This window comes from Streptomyces sp. NPDC055400 (assembly GCF_053644375.1).
The window spans coordinates 1-17,236 of record NZ_JBSHLM010000009.1 but is presented as its reverse complement, the minus strand read 5'-3'; the positions used below and the strand labels follow the sequence as shown (position 1 = coordinate 17,236).

At 70.4% G+C, this 17,236-nt stretch carries 12 protein-coding genes and 2 pseudogenes; 6 read left to right on the top strand and 8 right to left on the bottom strand.

Annotated features, from left to right (window positions below):
* Positions 1 to 41 precede the first annotated feature (41 nt).
* Entirely contained in the window at positions 42 to 1,157 is a 1,116-nt protein-coding gene (locus tag ACWIGU_RS23595; protein WP_454403682.1) for a PP2C family protein-serine/threonine phosphatase, read from the bottom strand.
* Positions 1,158 to 1,303: 146 nt separating this feature from the next.
* Here ACWIGU_RS23595 and ACWIGU_RS23590 point away from each other — a divergent pair, with 146 nt between their 5' ends.
* The 5 genes from ACWIGU_RS23590 to ACWIGU_RS23570 all read left to right on the top strand — a co-directional run bounded on the left by ACWIGU_RS23590 (position 1,304) and on the right by ACWIGU_RS23570 (position 4,707).
* Positions 1,304 to 1,945, top strand: coding sequence for a hypothetical protein (locus tag ACWIGU_RS23590; protein ID WP_454403681.1), 642 nt, complete (start codon positions 1,304 to 1,306; stop codon positions 1,943 to 1,945).
* Positions 1,946 to 2,413: 468 nt separating this feature from the next.
* Entirely contained in the window at positions 2,414 to 2,602 is a 189-nt protein-coding gene (locus ACWIGU_RS23585) for a DUF6381 family protein (protein ID WP_454403680.1), read from the top strand.
* A gap of 391 nt (positions 2,603 to 2,993) precedes the next feature.
* Positions 2,994 to 3,752 carry an IclR family transcriptional regulator gene (locus tag ACWIGU_RS23580; protein WP_454403679.1) on the top strand — a complete coding sequence of 253 codons (759 nt, stop codon included), beginning with the start codon at positions 2,994 to 2,996 and terminating at the stop codon, positions 3,750 to 3,752.
* Positions 3,753 to 3,883: 131 nt separating this feature from the next.
* Positions 3,884 to 4,228 carry an STAS domain-containing protein gene (locus tag ACWIGU_RS23575; RefSeq protein ID WP_454403678.1) on the top strand — a complete coding sequence of 115 codons (345 nt, stop codon included), beginning with the start codon at positions 3,884 to 3,886 and terminating at the stop codon, positions 4,226 to 4,228.
* Positions 4,229 to 4,374: 146 nt separating this feature from the next.
* The gene (locus ACWIGU_RS23570; protein ID WP_454403677.1) at positions 4,375 to 4,707 is read left to right on the top strand and encodes a hypothetical protein; all 333 of its coding nucleotides are present in this window, start codon (positions 4,375 to 4,377) and stop codon (positions 4,705 to 4,707) included.
* A gap of 433 nt (positions 4,708 to 5,140) precedes the next feature.
* Here ACWIGU_RS23570 and ACWIGU_RS23565 read toward each other — a convergent pair whose 3' ends face one another.
* The 5 genes and pseudogenes from ACWIGU_RS23565 to ACWIGU_RS23545 form a co-directional block, all read right to left on the bottom strand.
* A complete protein-coding gene (locus ACWIGU_RS23565; protein ID WP_454403676.1) occupies positions 5,141 to 5,293 on the bottom strand; it encodes a hypothetical protein in 153 nt (50 codons plus the stop codon).
* Positions 5,294 to 5,839: 546 nt separating this feature from the next.
* Positions 5,840 to 6,049 carry a hypothetical protein gene (locus ACWIGU_RS23560; RefSeq protein WP_454403675.1) on the bottom strand — a complete coding sequence of 70 codons (210 nt, stop codon included), beginning with the start codon at positions 6,047 to 6,049 and terminating at the stop codon, positions 5,840 to 5,842.
* Positions 6,050 to 6,441: 392 nt separating this feature from the next.
* Positions 6,442 to 6,746 (bottom strand): annotated as a pseudogene (locus tag ACWIGU_RS23555) (DNA polymerase III subunit alpha); the annotation flags it as partial.
* Positions 6,747 to 6,830: 84 nt separating this feature from the next.
* Entirely contained in the window at positions 6,831 to 7,805 is a 975-nt protein-coding gene (locus tag ACWIGU_RS23550; protein WP_356284179.1) for a hypothetical protein, read from the bottom strand.
* A 142-nt stretch (positions 7,806 to 7,947) separates the two neighbouring features.
* Positions 7,948 to 8,133, bottom strand: a pseudogene (locus tag ACWIGU_RS23545) (hypothetical protein); the annotation flags it as partial.
* Between the two features lie 574 nt (positions 8,134 to 8,707).
* Between ACWIGU_RS23545 and ACWIGU_RS23540 the strand changes: the two are divergent.
* On the top strand, positions 8,708 to 9,922 hold the full coding sequence (locus tag ACWIGU_RS23540) for a cytochrome P450 (protein ID WP_454403674.1): 1,215 nt from the start codon (positions 8,708 to 8,710) through the stop codon (positions 9,920 to 9,922).
* 69 nt (positions 9,923 to 9,991) lie between these two features.
* On the opposite strand, the gene ACWIGU_RS23535 is transcribed toward ACWIGU_RS23540, so the two are convergent.
* On the bottom strand, positions 9,992 to 13,099 hold the full coding sequence (locus tag ACWIGU_RS23535) for a type I polyketide synthase (RefSeq protein ID WP_454403673.1): 3,108 nt from the start codon (positions 13,097 to 13,099) through the stop codon (positions 9,992 to 9,994).
* A 33-nt stretch (positions 13,100 to 13,132) separates the two neighbouring features.
* On the bottom strand, positions 13,133 to 17,236 hold a 4,104-nt coding region (locus tag ACWIGU_RS23530; RefSeq protein WP_454403672.1), incomplete at its 5' end, for an SDR family NAD(P)-dependent oxidoreductase.

The following is a 17,236-nucleotide window of genomic DNA, read 5'->3' as shown; positions in this document are numbered from 1 at the left end:
TGTGCGTTGTTCGAGGGCCGGTTCGCCGGGCGGCCGGGGGATCAGGCCCGGGGCGTGGCGGGGCGTTGTATGGCGATCATGGCGGCGTCGTCGTTCAGGTGTCCGCCGACGTGGTGCAGCAGGTCGCGCCGGAAGCGGCCGAGGAAGGCGTCGGGGTCGTTCTCGGTCCAGCCTGTGATGCGCTCGGCGAGCGGGTAGAAGGTGCCGGTGGAGTCGCGGGCCTCGGTGACGCCGTCCGTGTACAGCAGCAGAAGGTCTCCCGGCTCGAGCTGGAAACTGTCGACGTGGTATCGCGGAGGCGCCAGTTCGCCCAGGCCCAGCGGAGGTGCGGGATGAACGGCTTCCACCGTCGTCGGCCGGCCGTTGCGCAGAACGACCGGCGGCGGATGACCGCAGGCCACCATCTCGACCTGGCCGCCCCGGTCGAGGATGTCCAGGATGTTGGCGGTGATGAACGTTTCTCCGTAGCAGCCCGTCTCGCCCGGCTCCATCAGGTCCCAGCACACGCTTCGGTCGAGGTAGGCCACCAGCTCGCCCAGGCTCGCCTGGCGGTGGGCCGCGACGCGGAACGCTCCGAGCAGCAAAGCGGCGTCATTGACCGCGGTCATCCCCTTGCCCCGCACATCGCCGACCATCAGCCGGGTGCCGGAGGTGGTGCGCGCCGCCGCGTACAGATCCCCGCCGATCTGGGCCTCGGCCTCTGCGGCGAGATAGAGGGAGGCGGCGCGCAGCGGTCCGAGCTTCTTGGGCAGTGGCGGCAGGACCACACGCTGGGCGGCTTCGGACACGTACCGTACTTGCGCCAGCTCTTTTGCGCGGCGCTCCCGCAGTACACAGAAGATCACGAGGCTCGTGCCGACCAGTACCAGGGCGATGATCTGTGCTTGGTGGTTGGCCGAGAGCAACTCGTCAGGATCGCGCAGCACCCCGATGGTCGTCTGCGCGATCACCGCCAGTGCAGCGACCAGGCCTACCGTCCGGGGCCCGCCGAACAACGGCGTGATCGCCGGTGCCGCGACGAGCAGCGGACCCAGATGAATGTAGGGCGGAGAAAGAACGTCGATCACGGACACCGCAAGAATCCACGCGATCGGGATGGCGATCAACGCCCGACCCGCTCGCACCGGCCGTCGAAGTCCTTCGAGGCGCTGCGGCATGACTCCTGTCTACACCGCCCTAGCTCGGCTCGCACCGGCGGAGACGGGCAGTGCGGTCGCCTGCCGCCGGCCCTGATGGCCCTGAGGGCCAGGAACTCTTGCCGCTCAGACTTGAATGGCATGAGTGATTCAGTAGGGTCGCCGGCATGCAGGGTGCGCAGGTGGTGTTGATCGGGGGAACGTCGAATGTCGGTAAGTCGATGATTGCCCAAGCGGTGCCGGACAGGCTCGGGTTCGAATGTCTGTCGACAGATGGGCTGGCGCGGCATCCAGGGCGGCCCTGGCGAACTCCGGAGCGGGAGGTGCCGGCGCATGTTGCCGAGCACTACGGGTCGCTCACGATTGACGAACTGATCACGTCCGTTCTCGACCACTACGAACGGCTATGGCCCCGCGTAGAAGAGCTGATCACGACATACGCTGCAGAGGGCACCACCAGGGCGGGCCTCGTCCTGGAAGGATCGGCGCTCTGGCCTGTCAGTATCGCGAAACTGACGGTCCCGCACACAGCCGCCGTGTGGCTTACCGCGGACGATGCTGTCCTGCGCGCCCGCGTGTATACGGCTGGCCGCTACGAAGAAGCGACGGAGCAGGAACGCCACCTGATGGACATGTTCCTGGCCCGCTCCAGGCGTTACCAGACGCTCATGCTGGATGCCGTCATCAGGCTGGGCCTGGACCGAATCGATGGCGGCGGTGGCCGGTCGGTCGCGGAGCTGGTCGACGCAGTGCTCGCTGCCGTCGATGCGCAGGATTCGGTGGGGCGGTCGTCCGCCGGTTCATTCTGAAACGATCAGTTGGTGACCATCACAGCCGGACTACAGGACGGGCCGCCTCTCCCAGCCTCAGCTGCCGTCGAAACTGCTGAACAACAAGCTGAGCAGTGCTCAAGACCTGTGGATCGACATCGGGTTGGACGCGAGGTCGCGACCCGGGGTGCGGCACCTTCCGGTGGCTGAAGAAGCGGCCTGACCTGTAGCAGGGGAACGCGCCTCAGACAGAACGAAGGTTGCGTGTCGCCGTCGGGCCCATGACACAAATTCCGCGATCCTGCCGACGTCGGCGGCCTTTGTTGCAGGCCGCAGGGGCCACGCACGGCACTTTCAGGTGGCTGGTTGGCATTCCCGGGCTGTGCTGTCGTTCTGCGGGGGCTTTGAGCTGGGTTGATAGCGGTGGGTGACTGTTCGGGATGCAGGGGGTGGCGGGTCCTGTTTCGCTGATGTGGCCCGCTCTTCCTCATCACCCAAGGAGTGATCATGAGCGCTGCAGGTGAGTCCGGTCGTGTCCAGCAGATGCGTGCGAAGGTTCAGGACCTGGAACAGGCCGCGGAACGTGCCACTGACCCGCAGGAGCGTCAGCGTCTGAAGGACAAGGCCCGCCAGCTCAAGGAGCAGAGCGAGCACATCGGCGGTACGGGCAAGCAGGACATCGACCCGACGATGTAGTTCCGGTAGTTCCGAGCACAGACACCGGCCGGTGGCCGGCCTCCGTGGCTTTTCTGGCACGCGAGAGGCCCCCGGCCGGTCCTGCTGTCTCCGCTCGGTCGCCCCTGCGAATGGCTCGGCCTGCCGGACCGATTCGGCGGTCAGGCGCACCGTCGCAGTGGCGGGTGCCGACCGCACCACTCGGCACCCGTGCCAGGGCACGGCAGTGGGGTGCGGGCACGCGGCGACCGTGTCGCTGGCCTCACACACTGCGGGTGCCACCGGATGGTCTCGGCCGCTCGGCGCCCGTAACCGCGCTCCGCGCCGCCGCCCCCTGCCGCTTTCGCGCTGAGCGCGCGGGAAGCGGCCTCCTGACTTGCCCTGATTTGTCTGCATGGAGCACTGTGGAGGCATGGGTGGCAAGGAGGGCCCCACGCTCATTGCGTCGGTGCAGCGAGCCTTCCGGTTGATGGAGGCTGTGGGTGCGCACGAAGGTGGCGTGCCGGCCAAGCAGCTCGCGCGCGAGACTGGTCTGGCTTTGGCCACGACGTACCACTTGCTGCGCACGATGGTGCACGAGGGCTACGTGCGCAAACTCGACGACAGCACGTTCGTCCTGGGGGAGAGGCTGGGTGCGCTGCATGAAGGAGGCCGCGATCAGGTAGCGCTCAGCAGGGTCCGTCCGACGCTCACCGAGCTGCGGGACGGCCTGTCGGCCGCGGCCTATCTGACCTTCTACGAGGACGGCGAGATCCGGGTCGCGGAGATCGTGGACGGGCCGAAGGCGCCCCGTGTCGATCTGTGGGTCGGCTTCGAAGACGCAGGGCACGCCACGGCGCTCGGCAAGTGCGTTCTGCGCGAGCTGGACGGCGATGCCCGCGCCGACTACCTGTCCCGCCACACGCTGAATGATCTCACCCCTCGCACCATCACTCACCGTGCCGAACTGATACGGCGTCTCGACGCCGAGCCCCATGGGCCTGCCGTCACCGACATCGAGGAGTACGCCCTGGGCACCGCATGCGTCGCAGTGCCCATCCGTCAGGGCGAAACCCTTGGCGCGCTTGGCATCTCCCTGCGCGCCAACCGCACCGACCGTCTCGAAGGTGCGGTGTCGACGCTGCTCGCCACAGCGGAGCGGGTGTCGTGCAGACTCTCGCTCACCATCTGAAAACTGAGTCCTTGCGAATCCACAGTCATGGCCCGTCTCATGGAAAGTGGGACAAACCGGTCAAGGGTGCAAGGAGCAGGGACGTGTGTGATCAGGGCGTCGCAGGACCGAATGAGTCAGTCGATTGCCACGTGACGAACGGCTGGACGGTCGTCGAAGCCGACGAAGAGATCGACATCGTCTTCGCTCCCCTCGTGCTGGCCGCAGTGATCCGGAGGCTCGCCGAGGGCCATCGTCACTTTGTTCTCGATCTGTGCAGGACCCCCTTCCTGGACTCCATGGGGCTCGGCATGATTGTCGCCGCCACCAAACGCATCAAGGCGCGTCACGGGTCGCTGCGGATTGCCTGCTCCGATGAGTGGCTCCTGCATGTCTTCCTTCTCGGCGGTCTGCGTCACATTTACTCGTTCCACGACTCCGTCGAGCAGGCCATTGCGCAGCCCCCCGGTGCGGAGGGGCTTGCCACTCTTCGATGAAACGCACGGCTGGGACGCCGCGCCGGTCACCGGGCAGGCCCCGATAGCGGCCCGAGTAAAAACACTCGACGCGCAGGTCCACCCCCGCCACTCTCGCGTCCTTTACACTTTCGCCGTCACATAGCGTGAGGATTGATGTGAGAAGCGTGATCGAAGTGCTGCGTAGTCCGCGGCGCCCCCTCGTGCTCGGCGCGGTGCTGACCGTCGCGCTCGCCGCACAGTCAGCTCTGCTCGTCGCCCAGCAAATGCAGATCGACGACCTGCGGATGCAGCCCGTCGATGTCAAGGCGAACGTTGAGCCTGGCCCTTCAGGGCCGTCCGGTCCCCCCGGTCCCACGGGTCCCGGTGGCCCTATCGGCCCGGCAGGCGTTGACGGCACGGACGGTAAGGACGGCAAGGACGGTACAAACGGGAAGGACGGCGCGAGCGGGAAGGACGGGAAGGATGCTGTCGTTCCGCCGGCGCCGGCTCCAAGCTAGCCCCTCGGCCGCACTGCCCAGCTCCTCCGGCGTGCACTGGAGGGTATTCCGCCCTTGCGTTGGGCCGGATAGTGCAGTCGGAGTTGTAGGCAGCGCCCGGCCGGTGTGCAGCGCTGCCGAGAGTGCCGGAGGCACCGGTGGCACGGCACGGGATCGTCAGCCGGCCGTCGGGGGCTGTTCCCGGTCCGTCGCATTCATAGCGGTTGTGGCCTGAAAGCAGACGCCGCAGCCCGTGACACATCTTGGGCTTTCCGTGCGCCGAAGGTGCGCACGAAGCAGGTGAACATGGGTCCGCACACCGGCCTGCGCTGCGCCTGTGGCGAGCTTCAGCCCCTCCCTGCAGTGATCCGCAGAAGTGGAGTGTCCGGTCGCCCCGGGAAGGACGCTCGACGTAGAGGTCCGCCTTTGCCGGGCCCTTGTCTTTTGCTCCTTGTCATCGCATAACGTGAGGAATGATGTGGGAAGTATGAAAGAGGCGTGGCGTAGCCCGCAACGCCGCCTTGTACTCGGCGCAGCGCTGACCGTCATGCTCGTCGCGCAAGCAGTTGTGCTCGTCGCCCACCAGCAGCAGCTCGACGAACTCCAAGCACGGCGCATCGCCCTCCAGGGGAACAGCATCCGGCAGGGTCTGCCCGGCCCGCCTGGCCCCTCCGGCCCCTCCGGCCCCCCTGGCCCTACCGGGCCGACAGGTCTGCCGGGGCGGCATGGGCACGACGGCCGTCACGGCGAACCGGGGCACGACGGAAGGAGAGGGAGGCATGGCAGGAACGGGGTGGTTATCTACCTCAGGCCGTGCCACCGTGCGGCCGCCTGTACCCGCTGCTCTTCAGAGCTGTCAGCGGTCAATACGCGTCCCTTCCATCAGCCGCCTAGGTCAGCCCGAGGTCCGCGAGCTGCTGGACTTTGTCGTCGGTGAGTTTGTCTCGCCGGCTCTTGGTATTCGACGGGGGTCAGCCGGCCGAGCGAGGTTTGTCGGCTGCAGCGGCGTCGTCGTCGGTGGTAGGTCCGTTCGATCCAGGTCTCGATCGCGATCCGCCGTTCCTGGCGGGTGGCCCCAGGAACGGCGGTCGAGGACGTTCTTCCGCAGCAGGCTGATGAAGGACTCCATGGTCGCCTGCCACCCCAACCCTCCCTATGGATCCGGCGATCCGGTGGCGGTCGAGCGCCCGGACATCCGCGACCGGAACTGCGATGCGCGATCGCTGTGCAGAATGCACCCGGCAACGTCCTCGTGCCGGGCAACAGCATTGTTCAGGGCCGTGACGGCCGGGCTGGACCGCATCCGCGCGTCGATGGAGTAGCCGACGATCCACTTACTGAAGACTTCCTTGACCGCGCACAAGTACAACTTCCCTTAGTCCATGACGTGTTCGGTGATGTCGGCGAGCCACAGCCGGTCGGGGCCGGCAGCGGTGAAGTCGGGGCGGACCAGGTCGTCGTGCACCGGCGAGCCGGCCTTCTTGATCCTGCCGCGCTTCTTGCCTCACACGCTCCACCTGCGGTTGTCCCGGCAGATCCGCCACGCGGTCCGGTCGGCCATGACAGCCCCCGCGTACCGAGCTTCATCGGCCAGGAAGCGGTAGCCGAACTCAGGCCATCACGGTGGGCATCGAACAACGCGTTGGCGCGAGAGGCCTCCTCAAGCACGGCGTCGGTCCCTGACTGGTTGAGCCAGCGGTTGCAGGGTGCTGCGGGTCCCGACGGCGCGACGCCGTTAGAGATGATCACTCAGCGCGGGTGCATGGCATAGCTGCGCACGAGCGCGTCCAGACCCTCGGCCAGCTCCCACAACGGCCGAACTCATCCACGCGTGCGGCGAGTTGACAATGCTCGGGCAGCTCGCCGAGCGCGGGGCGGATGTCACAGGCCCAGATGTGCGGAAGGCTTTTGGCGATCATGTCGACGGTCTACGGGGCGGTATCAAGGGCGAGCCCGGTATCGCGCAGGGCATGCAAGGCCCGGTAGGTCTCGGGCATGCCGGTGACCGCGACCCGCTCGATGATTTTGTCGTAGACCTCCAGGCGACGGGCGGAGAGGACACCCCGCGGAACATCGGCGAACCCTCACGCCCCCTTCACCGAAGGTCCGCGCTTCACCTGGAAGTGGGGCCCGCCGAAGCCGGATCAGGCGCGCAAAGTGACGCCGAAACGGGTCCTCATCCGCCGCAGTTCCCACAGCGAGACAGCGGTCACCGACAGCGGCCCGCCCAGCATGGAGCAGAACTGGACGATGGGCGGGCCCCCTGGCATGCCGTCGGTCAGGCTCAAGGCCGCGAACACCCACACCAGCGTCATGGTGAGCACGGGCGGCAGCATCGGGTGGACCTGGGCGGTGTTGAAGGCGCTGCGAGCCGAGTACAGCGACGCCATGAAGAAGAACGGAAAGCCCCACACGATCACGATCAGCGAGGCGACGGCCAGTACGTACTCCCACCAGTCCTTCCCGTCGTCGGCGTTGGCGATCAGGGCCGTCGGGACGAGGATTCCGCCGATCACGACCAACGTCAGCACGTACCAGCCGACCGCCTTGAGCGGAGCGCGCAGCCGGGAGCGCAGATGCGGCCGCAGGTGCGGGGGCGCGTAGTAGATGAATCCGATGATGACCAGGGGCGCGGCGACGATCAGCACGAACGGGGCGAGGATGAGTTGGGCGGCACCGCCGTACGCCGCGTCCTCCCAGCGGTTCGGATCCACGTTGTAGGCGAGGATCAGAGCGATGGTGGCGGCGGCACCGAGCACCGTGCGGGCCAGCTGGACGCGGTCCACGGTACGGTCCTGGATCCGGCCGTCGCCCTGCGCGAAGAGCCTGGTGGCGACGCGGTGCGCGGAGCGCAGTATCGCGCCGACGAGCCCGAAGGGAGAGCCGAACGACAGGCAGCCGCGGCGGCGCCGGGCGGCGGGCCTCGTGGGCTGGGGGCCGTAGGGGAACGGGTTCGGGTACGGAGGCTGGTTCGGGTACGGGCCCGGATTCGGTGGTGGCGGACCGTACGGGCCGCCCTGCGGTGGTCCGTAGGGAGCGCCCCAGCCGCCCTGGCCTCCCGGTCCGTTGCCGCCAGGCTGACCCGGGCCGTTTCCCGGCCCCCAACCCCCCGTAGCCATGCTGCTCCCCGTTCGCTTTCGGCCAGTTGCTGTGTACGTCCTGTGGTGCCACGGCGCAGTGTAGTGGCACATCGGGTGACACAGACCGCGCTCGTTGCCGGTCGCGCCGTCTTGCCCGTCGCGCCACATACGTGCATACCCGTCAGCGCTCCGGCGAAGCGCCGAGGCCAGTCAGGGCGCCGACCGGATCGAGGTCGGGGGTGCCGCGGGGCCACCAGTCGTCGCGGCCCGGCTCCGACACGTACGCGGACCACAACCCGTCCCGGCTCATGGGGAGTTGAGCATGGCCGAGGGGGTGGGTGAGGTGGTTGCGCCAAGGGCGGAAGGCCGCAGGTCGGCGGCGGAGGAGGCGGTATCGATGTTCTTCTTGGACGTGTTTCCTCGCCGCTGCCGCTGCCGCTGCCGCTGCCGCTGCCGCTGTCCTTGCCCTGTCGGCCTTGGAGGTGAACTGCTGGGAGTCCCAGGTGAATTGCTGGTTTCGGGGTGGGGCTTCCGCTGTAGTGGTGTGACCCGGCGTGCACCTTGTCGCCGCTCGCAACTACTTCATCCACCGTAAAATGGCCGTCCTCATGGTGCCTGCACGGGGAACCTCCACCGACCTCCGCAACGCCGTACGCCGCGGCGCGGAACATGGTCCGTATGACGGTCCCCGGCACCGAGGCCACCGTCACCGAACGCCACCTGATACGCGGGGTCGGCCGCCGACCGGCGCAGGCTGCAGAGGGTCTCCGAAGGGCTCGGCTCGCGCCGCGCGGTGTGCCGACGCGGACGGCGTACGGCCCGGACTCCGCGAGGGCCGGTGGCGCATGCCTGGCAGGCGGGTTTAGAACTCCTTAACCGGCCTTTCGGACAATGCCGGTTCACGCCGGAGTGCCGGCTGTGACCGAGTGCCTGGGGGCCGCATGAGCAGTGACACCGCTACGACCGAGACCGTACGACTGCCGGAATTCCCGATGACGCGCGGCTGCCCCTACCACCCGCCGGCCGGGTACGAGGAGCTGCGGAAGGAGGGGCCGCTCGCGCGCGTCCGCCTGTACGACGGCCGGGTGGCCTGGGTGGTCACCGGCTACGCGGAGACCCGTCAGTTGCTCGTCGACCCCCGGCTCTCCTCCGACCGGACCCGCCCCGACTTCCCGGTGCTCGTCCCGCGCATGGCGGCCGCCAAGCTGACCGCGCTGGTGGGGATGGACCCGCCGGAGCACGACATCCAGCGCCGCATGCTGATTCCCAGCTTCACGGTGAAGCGCGTCAACTCGCTGCGGCCCGCCATCCGGCGCATCGTCGGGGAGAAGATCGACGCCCTGCTCGCCGACGGGAGAACCACCGCTGACCTCGTTCCCGAATTCGCGCTGCCGGTACCCTCCACCGTCATCTGTGAGCTCCTCGGCGTTCCCTACTCCGACCACGACTTCTTCGAGCAGCAGACGAGCCGGATGGTGCAGGCGACCAGCACGGCGCAGGAGGCGTCCGACGCCAGCGCGGCCCTGGTCGGCTACTTCGGTGAACTCATCGCGGCCAAGGAGGCGAAGCCGGGTGTGGGGCTGCTCGACGAACTGATCGTCGACCGGCTCGCCACCGGTGAGCTGGAGCGGCTCGAACTGGCCTCCATCGCGATGTTCCTGCTGGTCGCCGGCCATGAGACGACGGCCAACATGATTGGGCTCAGTGTGCTCACGCTGCTCGAACACCCGGAGCAGCTCGCCGAGTTGCGTGCCGATCCGGGTGCCGCGCCCGGGGCGGTCGAGGAGCTGCTGAGGTTCCTCTCGGTCGCCGACGAGCTGCAGCGGGTGGCGGCCGCCGACATCGAGATAGGCGGAGTCGTGGTGAATGAGGGCGACGGCGTCTATCTGCCGAACGCGGCGGCCAACCGCTCACCGCAGGTCTTCACCGACCCCGACACCCTCGACGTCCGGCGCGGCACCCGGCACCACCTCGCCTTCGGCTACGGCGTTCACCAGTGCATCGGCCAGAACCTCGCCCGGGCCGAACTGGAGATCGCCCTTCATGAACTCGCCACCCGGATACCGACGTTGAGGCTGAGCGAGCCTCTCGACGCCCTGGGCGTCAAGCCGGGCGGCTCCGTCCAGGGGGTGTTCCGGCTGCCGGTCACCTGGTGACATGCGCCGTACGACGACAAGAGCCGGAGCCCTGTCCGCAGGGCCCCGGCTCTTGTCGTCGCGCGCTGTCTACGCGGCGGCCAGTTCGTCCCGGATGAATCCGGCAACGGCCGATGGCGTCGGGTGGTCGAAGAGCAGCACGGGCGGCAGCAGCAGACCGGTCGCCTCACAGAGCCGGTTGCGGACCTCCAGCGCGGTGAACGACGAGAACCCTATGTCCAGGAAGTTGTCCTCCGCCGCGATCGACTCCGGGGAGTCGTGACCGAGGACGTCTGCCGCATGGAGGCGTACGAGGTCCAGCAGCGAACCACCGTCCCCCGGGGGCCGAGGAGTCGCCGCTTCGGCCGGATCCGGCGCGGGCGGAGCCTCCGGCTCGGTGCCTGCCGGGGCCGGCCACCAGTGGTGAGTGTGCTCGAACGGATAGGTGGGCAACTCGGCCGGCGGCGCCGCCTGTTCCGCGTACCAGCTCTCCCAGCGCACCTCGCCGCCCGCGGCGTGGAGTGTGGAGAGCGCAACCGCGAACGTCTCCTCGCCCCGGCGGTCGCGCACCTGCGAAGGGACGACGAGGGGTGCTGTCCCGGTCAGGCAGGCCGTCACCAGGGGGGTGAGCACCGCATCGGGGCCCACCTCCACGAACGCGGTCGCCCCGGCCTCGGCCAGCGTGACCACCGCGTCGCCGAATCGCACCGGTACACGCAGCTGGTGCGCCCAGTAGTCGGGCTGCCGCAGTTCGTCGAGCCCGGTACGGCGCCCGGTCAGATCGGAGACGACGGGGATCAGCGGCTCGTGGAAGCGCAGCCGCGCCACCACCGCACGCACCTCGTCCAGCGCACCGTCCATGTGGTGGGAGTGGAAGGCGTGGCTCACCCGGAGCCGGCGAGTCCTGCGGCCCCGCTCCCGGAACACGTCGGCGACCTCCGCCACAGCGTCCGCGTCACCCGAGACGACCGTCGACAGCGGGCTGTTGACCGCGGCCACACCCACCCGTCCCTCGTACCCGGCAAGAGCCCCGCGCAGCTCCTCCTCCGAGGCCTCGCACGCCACCATCGCGCCCCCGCCGGGCATGGCCTGCATCAGCCGGCCCCGCGCGGCGACCAGGGTGCAGGCGTCCTCCAGCGACAGCGCGCCCGCCGCGTGAACGGCGGCGAGTCCGCCGATCGAGTGCCCGGCGACCTGGCCCGGCGCCGGAAGCGACTGCTGCAGCAGGCGGAACAGCGCGGTCTCGATGGCGAACAGCGCGGGCTGGGCGTACTCCGTGCGCTCGAGCAGCGCCGCCTCCGGACTCCCCTCCGCGGCGAACAGCAGGCTCTTCAGCGGTCGCGCCAGGACCGGTTCGAATGCCTCGCACACCTCGTCGAGCGCCTTGGCGAAGACCGGTCGGAACTCGTACAGCTCGGCTCCCATACGCGGCCGTTGGCTGCCCTGCCCGGTGAAGAGGTACGCGGTGGAAGGGGGCGCGGCCGCACCGCCGTACACCGCCCTGGCCGGCTTGCCGCCCGACGCCAGCGCGGCCAGGGCCGCCAGCTGCTCGCCGCGGTCGCCCGGCAGGACCACCGCACGATGACGGAACGCCGTACGTCCCAGGGCCAGCGTCCGGCCCACGTCGTGCGCCCGCAGACCGGGCATCGTGACCAGGTGGGCGTGCAGGCGGCCGGCCTGGGCGCGCAGCGCCGATTCCGTACGGGCCGACAGCGGCCAGGGAGCCGGGGGCTCCGGCAGGAGGGCGGCCCGCGGCCCGTCCGCCAGGTCTCCGTCCCCCGTCGCGGGGCCCTCGTCCTCCGGGCCGTCCCCGGCGTCGGCCTGTTCCAGGATGACGTGCGCGTTGGTGCCGCTGATCCCGAAGGACGACACTCCGGCCCGGCGCGGCCGGCCCCGATCGGGCCACTCGACGGCCTCGGTGAGCAGTTCCACGGAGCCGGAGGCCCAGTCGACGTGCGGGGTCGGCTCCGTCACGTGCAGGGTGCGCGGCAGCACCCCATGGCGCATCGCCTGCACCATCTTGATGACCCCGGCCACCCCGGCAGCGGCCTGGGTGTGACCGATGTTCGACTTGAGGGACCCCAGCAGCAGCGGCTCACCCTCCGGGCGCCCCTGGCCGTAGGCGGCGAGCAGTGCCTGCGCCTCGATCGGGTCGCCGAGCCGGGTACCAGTGCCGTGCGCCTCCACCGCGTCCACCTGCTGCGGGGCGAGCCGGGCGGAGGCCAGCGCCTGCTGGATGACCCGGACCTGCGTCGGGCCGTTGGGGGCGGTGAGGCCATTGCTCGCACCGTCCTGGTTGACCGCCGAACCGCGCAGCACCGCGAGGATCCGGCGGCCGTTGCGGCGCGCGTCGGACAGCCGCTCCAGAAGGACGAGGCCGACACCCTCCGCGAACCCGGTGCCGTCGGCCCCCGCGTCGAAGGCCTTGCAGCGGGCGTCGGGGGCCAGCCCGCGCTGCCGGCTGAACTCCACCAGGAGCAGCGGGGTGGCCATCACGGTGACACCGCCCGCCAACGCCAGATCGCTCTCACCGTGCCGCAGCGACTGGGCCGCCAGATGCATCGCCACGAGCGAGGACGAGCACGCGGTGTCGAGCGTGACGGCCGGGCCCTCCAGGCCGAGGTGGTAGGCGATCCGGCCCGAGGCGACACTCGTCGCGTTGCCCGTCATCAGATGCCCCTCGAACCCGTCGGGCACCTGGTCCGGCGGCGGCACGTACGCCTGCGACACCACCCCGGCGAAGACCCCCGTACGGCTGCCGCGCAGGGAACCCGGGGCGATCCCGGCCCGCTCCAGGGTCTCCCAGGCGACCTCTAGAAGCTGCCGGTGCTGAGGGTCGGTCGCGACGGCCTCCCTCGGACCCATTCCGAAGAAGGGCGCGTCGAACTCTCCCGCACCCTCCAGGAACCCGCCCTCGCGGGTGTACGTGGTGCCGCTGCGGTCCGGATCGGGGTCGTACAGCCGCTCCGGATCCCAGCCCCGGTCCTCGGGGAAGCCGGACACCGCGTCCGTCTCCTCGGCCACCAGCCGCCACAGTGCCTCCGGCGAATCGGCGCCGCCCGGGAACCGGCAGCCCATCGCCACGATCGCGATCGGCTCGTGCTCCTTGTCCTCCAGCTCCTTGATCCTGCGCCGGGCCTGCCGGAGGTCGGCCGTGGTCCGTTTCAGGTAGTCGCGGAGCTTGTCCTCGTTACTCATCGCCATCGCCCTCTCGTACGCTGAAATGGCCTGTCACGACGCACCCAGTTCCTCGTCGAGCGCGCGGAACAGTTCCTCGTCCGTCGCTGTGTCCAGATCGCCGTCCGGTGTCTGTCCGGCCCCGGCGGCGGGATCGGCGGCCTGTTCGTCCCACCGCCACAGCGCCGCCCGCAGCCGCTCCCTGAGCTCGTGGAACCCCTCGCTGTCCACCGTGACGGACTCCAGCAGCCGTTCCAGCTCGGCGGAGTCCGTCCGCTCGTCCGGCGCCAGGAGCACGGACAGCCGCTCCGCGAGCGCGGTGGGTGTCGGGAAGTCGAACACCGTGGTGGTGGGCAGCCGCAGCCCGGTGGCCGCCGAGATCCGGTTGCGCAGCTCGACCGCCGTCAGCGAGTCGAAGCCGATCTCCTTGAACGCCCGGTCGGCGGTGATGTCGTCGGCCGTCAGATGGCCCAGCACGGCCGCTACCTGCTCGCGCACCAGCGTGAGCAGCGCCTGCGTACGCTCGGGGCCGCGCAATGCTGAGAGCCGGTCGGCCGTCGACGAGTCGGGTGCGCGTACCCCGCTCGCCGCCCGGCGCACGGCGGGTGCCCGTACCAGCGACCGCAGTACGGCGGGCACCCCACCGGTCCCGGGACCGGATTCGGCGAGCGCCCGCAGCCCCGCGGCGTCGAGGGGCGCCGGTACGAGCAGCGGGCGGCCGTCGGCCAATGCGGCGTCGAACAACGCCATGCCCTCGGGCACCGACATCGGGACGAGCCCGCCCCGGGCGATCCGGGCCCGGTCGGCCCCGGCCAGATGCCCGGTCATGCCGCTGGCCGCCTCCCACATGCCCCAGGCCAGAGACACCGCGGGCAGGCCGTGCGCCCGCCGGTGGCCGGCCAGCGCGTCCAGGAACACATTGGCCGCCGCGTAGTTGCCCTGCCCCGCGCCACCGAGGAGCCCGGAGGCGGAGGAGAACAGCACGAAGAGGGACAGGTCCAGGTCGCGGCTCAGCTCGTGCAGATTCCAGGCCGCGTCCGCCTTGGGCCTCAGCACCGCACGGACCTTCTCCGGGGTCAGCGAGGCGAGCACCCCGTCGTCCAGCACCCCTGCCGCGTGCACCACACCCGTGAGCGGATGCCCGGCCGGTACGGAGGCTAGCAGCCCGGCGAGTGCGTCCCGGTCGGCGGCATCGCAGGCGGCGATCCGTACCGTGGCGCCCAGCTCCGCCAGTTCGGCGCGGAGTTCGGCCGCCCCCGGGGCATCGGGGCCTCGGCGGCCGGTGAGCAGCAGGTGGCGCACGCCGTGTTCGGTCACCAGATGCCGCGCCAGGGCGGACCCCAGCGTGCCGGTGCCGCCGGTGATCAGGACCGTCCCCTCCGGCGCGGTGCGCGGGGGCAGCGTCAGCACGACCTTGCCCACCTGACGGGCCTGCCCGAAGTGCCGGAAGGCGTCCGGCGCCCTGCTCACGTCCCAGGTGGTGACCGGCAGCGGAGACAGCTCACCCTGCTCGAACAGGGCGAGGACGCGCGCCAGTACGTCCGCGACCCGGTCCGGATCCATGTCCAGCAGCTCGAACGGCTGGTACGCGACACCGGGCCGGACCGCCGCGATCTCCTCCGGGTCCCGCAGGTCCGCGATCCCCATCTCGACGAACCGCCCGCCGGCGGACAGCAGCCGCAGCGAGGCGTCGATGAACTCCCCGGTCAGCGAGTTGAGGACCACATCGACCCCCGGCGCGGGCGTGGTGCCCGTACGGCCGGTCACGTCCAGCACCTGCTGCTCGAACCCGGTCGTACGGGACGAAGCGATGTGCTCCGCGTCGAGACCGAGCGCACGCAGCGCGCCCCACTTCGCCGGGCTCGCCGTGGCGAAGACCTCGGCCCCGATGTGGCGGGCCACCTGAAACGCCGCCATGCCGACGCCGCCTGCCCCGGAGTGGATCAGTACCCGCTCGCCCCGGCGCAGCCCGGCCAGCTCGACCAGTCCGTAGTAGGCGGTGGTGAACACGGCGGGCACGCCCGCCGCCTCCGCGTACGACCAGCCCTGCGGGATACGGGCGATCAGCCGCCGGTCGGCGACGGCCAGCGGCCCCACCGCGCCCGGCACCAGGCCGAACACCCGGTCGCCGACTTCGAGGCCGTCGACCCCGGGCCCGGTCTCGACCACCGTGCCCGCCGCCTCGGTACCGAGCGGAGCGCCGACCGGCACCATGCCGAGAGCGGTCAGCACATCGCGGAAGTTGAGCCCGGCGGCGCGCACCTCGATCCGCACCTGGCCCTCGGACAGCGGTGCCTCGGCGGCGGGATGGACGGCGGCACGCAGATCGTCGGGTGATCCGCCGGAGGTCTCCAGGCGCCAGCCGGCCGCCCCCTCGGGCGGTACGACGGTCACGGTTCCGGCTTCCGTCCGGCGCAGCCTGGGCACCAGAATCCGGCCGTCGCGCAGCGCGAACTGCGGCTCGTCGGTGGCGACGGCCACCGCCAGCATGTCCTGGGAGGACTGCTCGCCGTCGAGGTCCACCAGGGTGATGCGGCCGGGATTCTCCGTGGCGGCCGATCGCACCAGTCCCCACAGCGGGGCGGCCGCCAGATCGACCGGATCACCGGGCCGGGCCGCCACGGCCCGGCGGGTGAGCACGACGAGACGTGCCTCCGGTTGTTCCTCGTCGGCCACATGGTCCCGCAGCCGGCCGAGCAGCCACTCCACGGCCGCACCGGCCGCGACCGGCGCCGCACCCTCGAACGGAGCGGTGGCGTCCAGCACTTCGAATGTGGCCGTGGCTTCCGTGGACGGCGCCGGCTCGCCGAGCTCCGTCCACTCCAGGGCGTAGAGCGAGTCGGCGGCGGAGGAACCGGGCGCGGTGGGCAGCTGACCGGGGGCGACCGGCCGCAGGGTGAGCGTTTCCACGGTCACCACAGGTGCGCCCGTGGGATCGGCGACCGAGACCCGGACCGTGTCCCGGCCCCCGTCCCCGGGGGAGACCGTCACCCGCAGGGCCGTGGCTCCCGTGGCCCGCAGTGTGGCCCCCGACCAGGAGAACGGCAGCCGGATGCCCTCGCCGAGGAAGTCACCCAGCCCCAGGGTGTGGAGGGCCGAGTCGAGGAGTGCCGGATGCAGCACGAACCGGGCCGCCTCCGCATGCAGTTCGGGTGCGAGCGACACCTCGCCGTACACGGTGTCGCCCGACCGCCAGGCGGCGGTCAGATTGCGGAAGGCGGGGCCGTACTCGTACCCCAGCGCGGCGAGTTCTCCATACAGCCCGTCGGTGTCGAGTGGGGTGGCCCCGTCCGGCGGCCAGACCTCTCCGCCGTCCTCTCCGGCTGTGGGGGGAGTGGCGTCCGCCGGGGCGAGGACGCCGGTGGCATGACGGGTCCAGCCTGGTGCGTCGCCCAGCACATCGTCCGCCGGCACGTCGGGCCGCGCGTGTACGGCCAGCTGTCGCCGTCCTTCGTCGTCCGGCGCCTCGACCGATACCTGGATCCGCACACCACCGCGCTCCGGCACGAACAGCGGTGCTTCCAGCGTCAGTTCGTCCACCGCGCCGGCGCCGACGTGCCTTCCCGCCTGGAGCGCCAGCTCCAGTTGGGCGGTGGCCGGGAGCAGCGGAGTACCGCTCACGGCGTGGTCGGCGAGCCAGGGGTGGGTGCGCAGCGAGATGCGGCCCGTGAGCAGCAGCGTCTCGCCCTGGGCGAGCGTGGTCGACGCGGCCAGGAACGGATGGTCGGCGGGGTCCACCCCGAGGCTTCCCGCGTCGCTGTGGGCGGCGGGCCCCTCCAGCCAGTAGCGCCGGTGCTGGAACGGGTAGGTCGGCAGCTCGGTGGCCCGCGGGGCCGTGGTGGGCAGGGCCGGTGTCCAGTCGACGGGGATGCCGTGGGTGTGGAGGTGGGCGAGGGAGAGGTGGAAGCGGTGGAGGGTGCCTTGGTTGCGGCGGAGGGTGCCGGTGATGAGGGCGTTGGTGTGGGTGGTGTCGGCGGTGTCCTGGAGTGCGGTGGTGAGGACGGGGTGGGGGCTGACCTCGACGAAGACTGAGTGCTCCGCATCGAGGAGGGCGCGGACGGCTGGTTCGAAGAGGACGGGGTTGCTGAGGTTGCGGTACCAGTAGTCGCCGTCCAACTCCGTTGTGTCGATGAAGGAGTTGGTGAGTGTTGAGTAGAA

Coding starts and splice junctions, on each gene's coding strand:
- ACWIGU_RS23540 (WP_454403674.1), top strand. CDS start 8,708: ATGAGCAGTGACACCGCTACGACCGAGACCGTACGACTGCCGGAATTC.
- ACWIGU_RS23550 (WP_356284179.1), bottom strand. CDS start 7,805: ATGGCTACGGGGGGTTGGGGGCCGGGAAACGGCCCGGGTCAGCCTGGC.
- ACWIGU_RS23535 (WP_454403673.1), bottom strand. CDS start 13,099: ATGAGTAACGAGGACAAGCTCCGCGACTACCTGAAACGGACCACGGCC.
- ACWIGU_RS23585 (WP_454403680.1), top strand. CDS start 2,414: ATGAGCGCTGCAGGTGAGTCCGGTCGTGTCCAGCAGATGCGTGCGAAG.
- ACWIGU_RS23595 (WP_454403682.1), bottom strand. CDS start 1,157: ATGCCGCAGCGCCTCGAAGGACTTCGACGGCCGGTGCGAGCGGGTCGG.
- ACWIGU_RS23590 (WP_454403681.1), top strand. CDS start 1,304: ATGCAGGGTGCGCAGGTGGTGTTGATCGGGGGAACGTCGAATGTCGGT.
- ACWIGU_RS23580 (WP_454403679.1), top strand. CDS start 2,994: ATGGGTGGCAAGGAGGGCCCCACGCTCATTGCGTCGGTGCAGCGAGCC.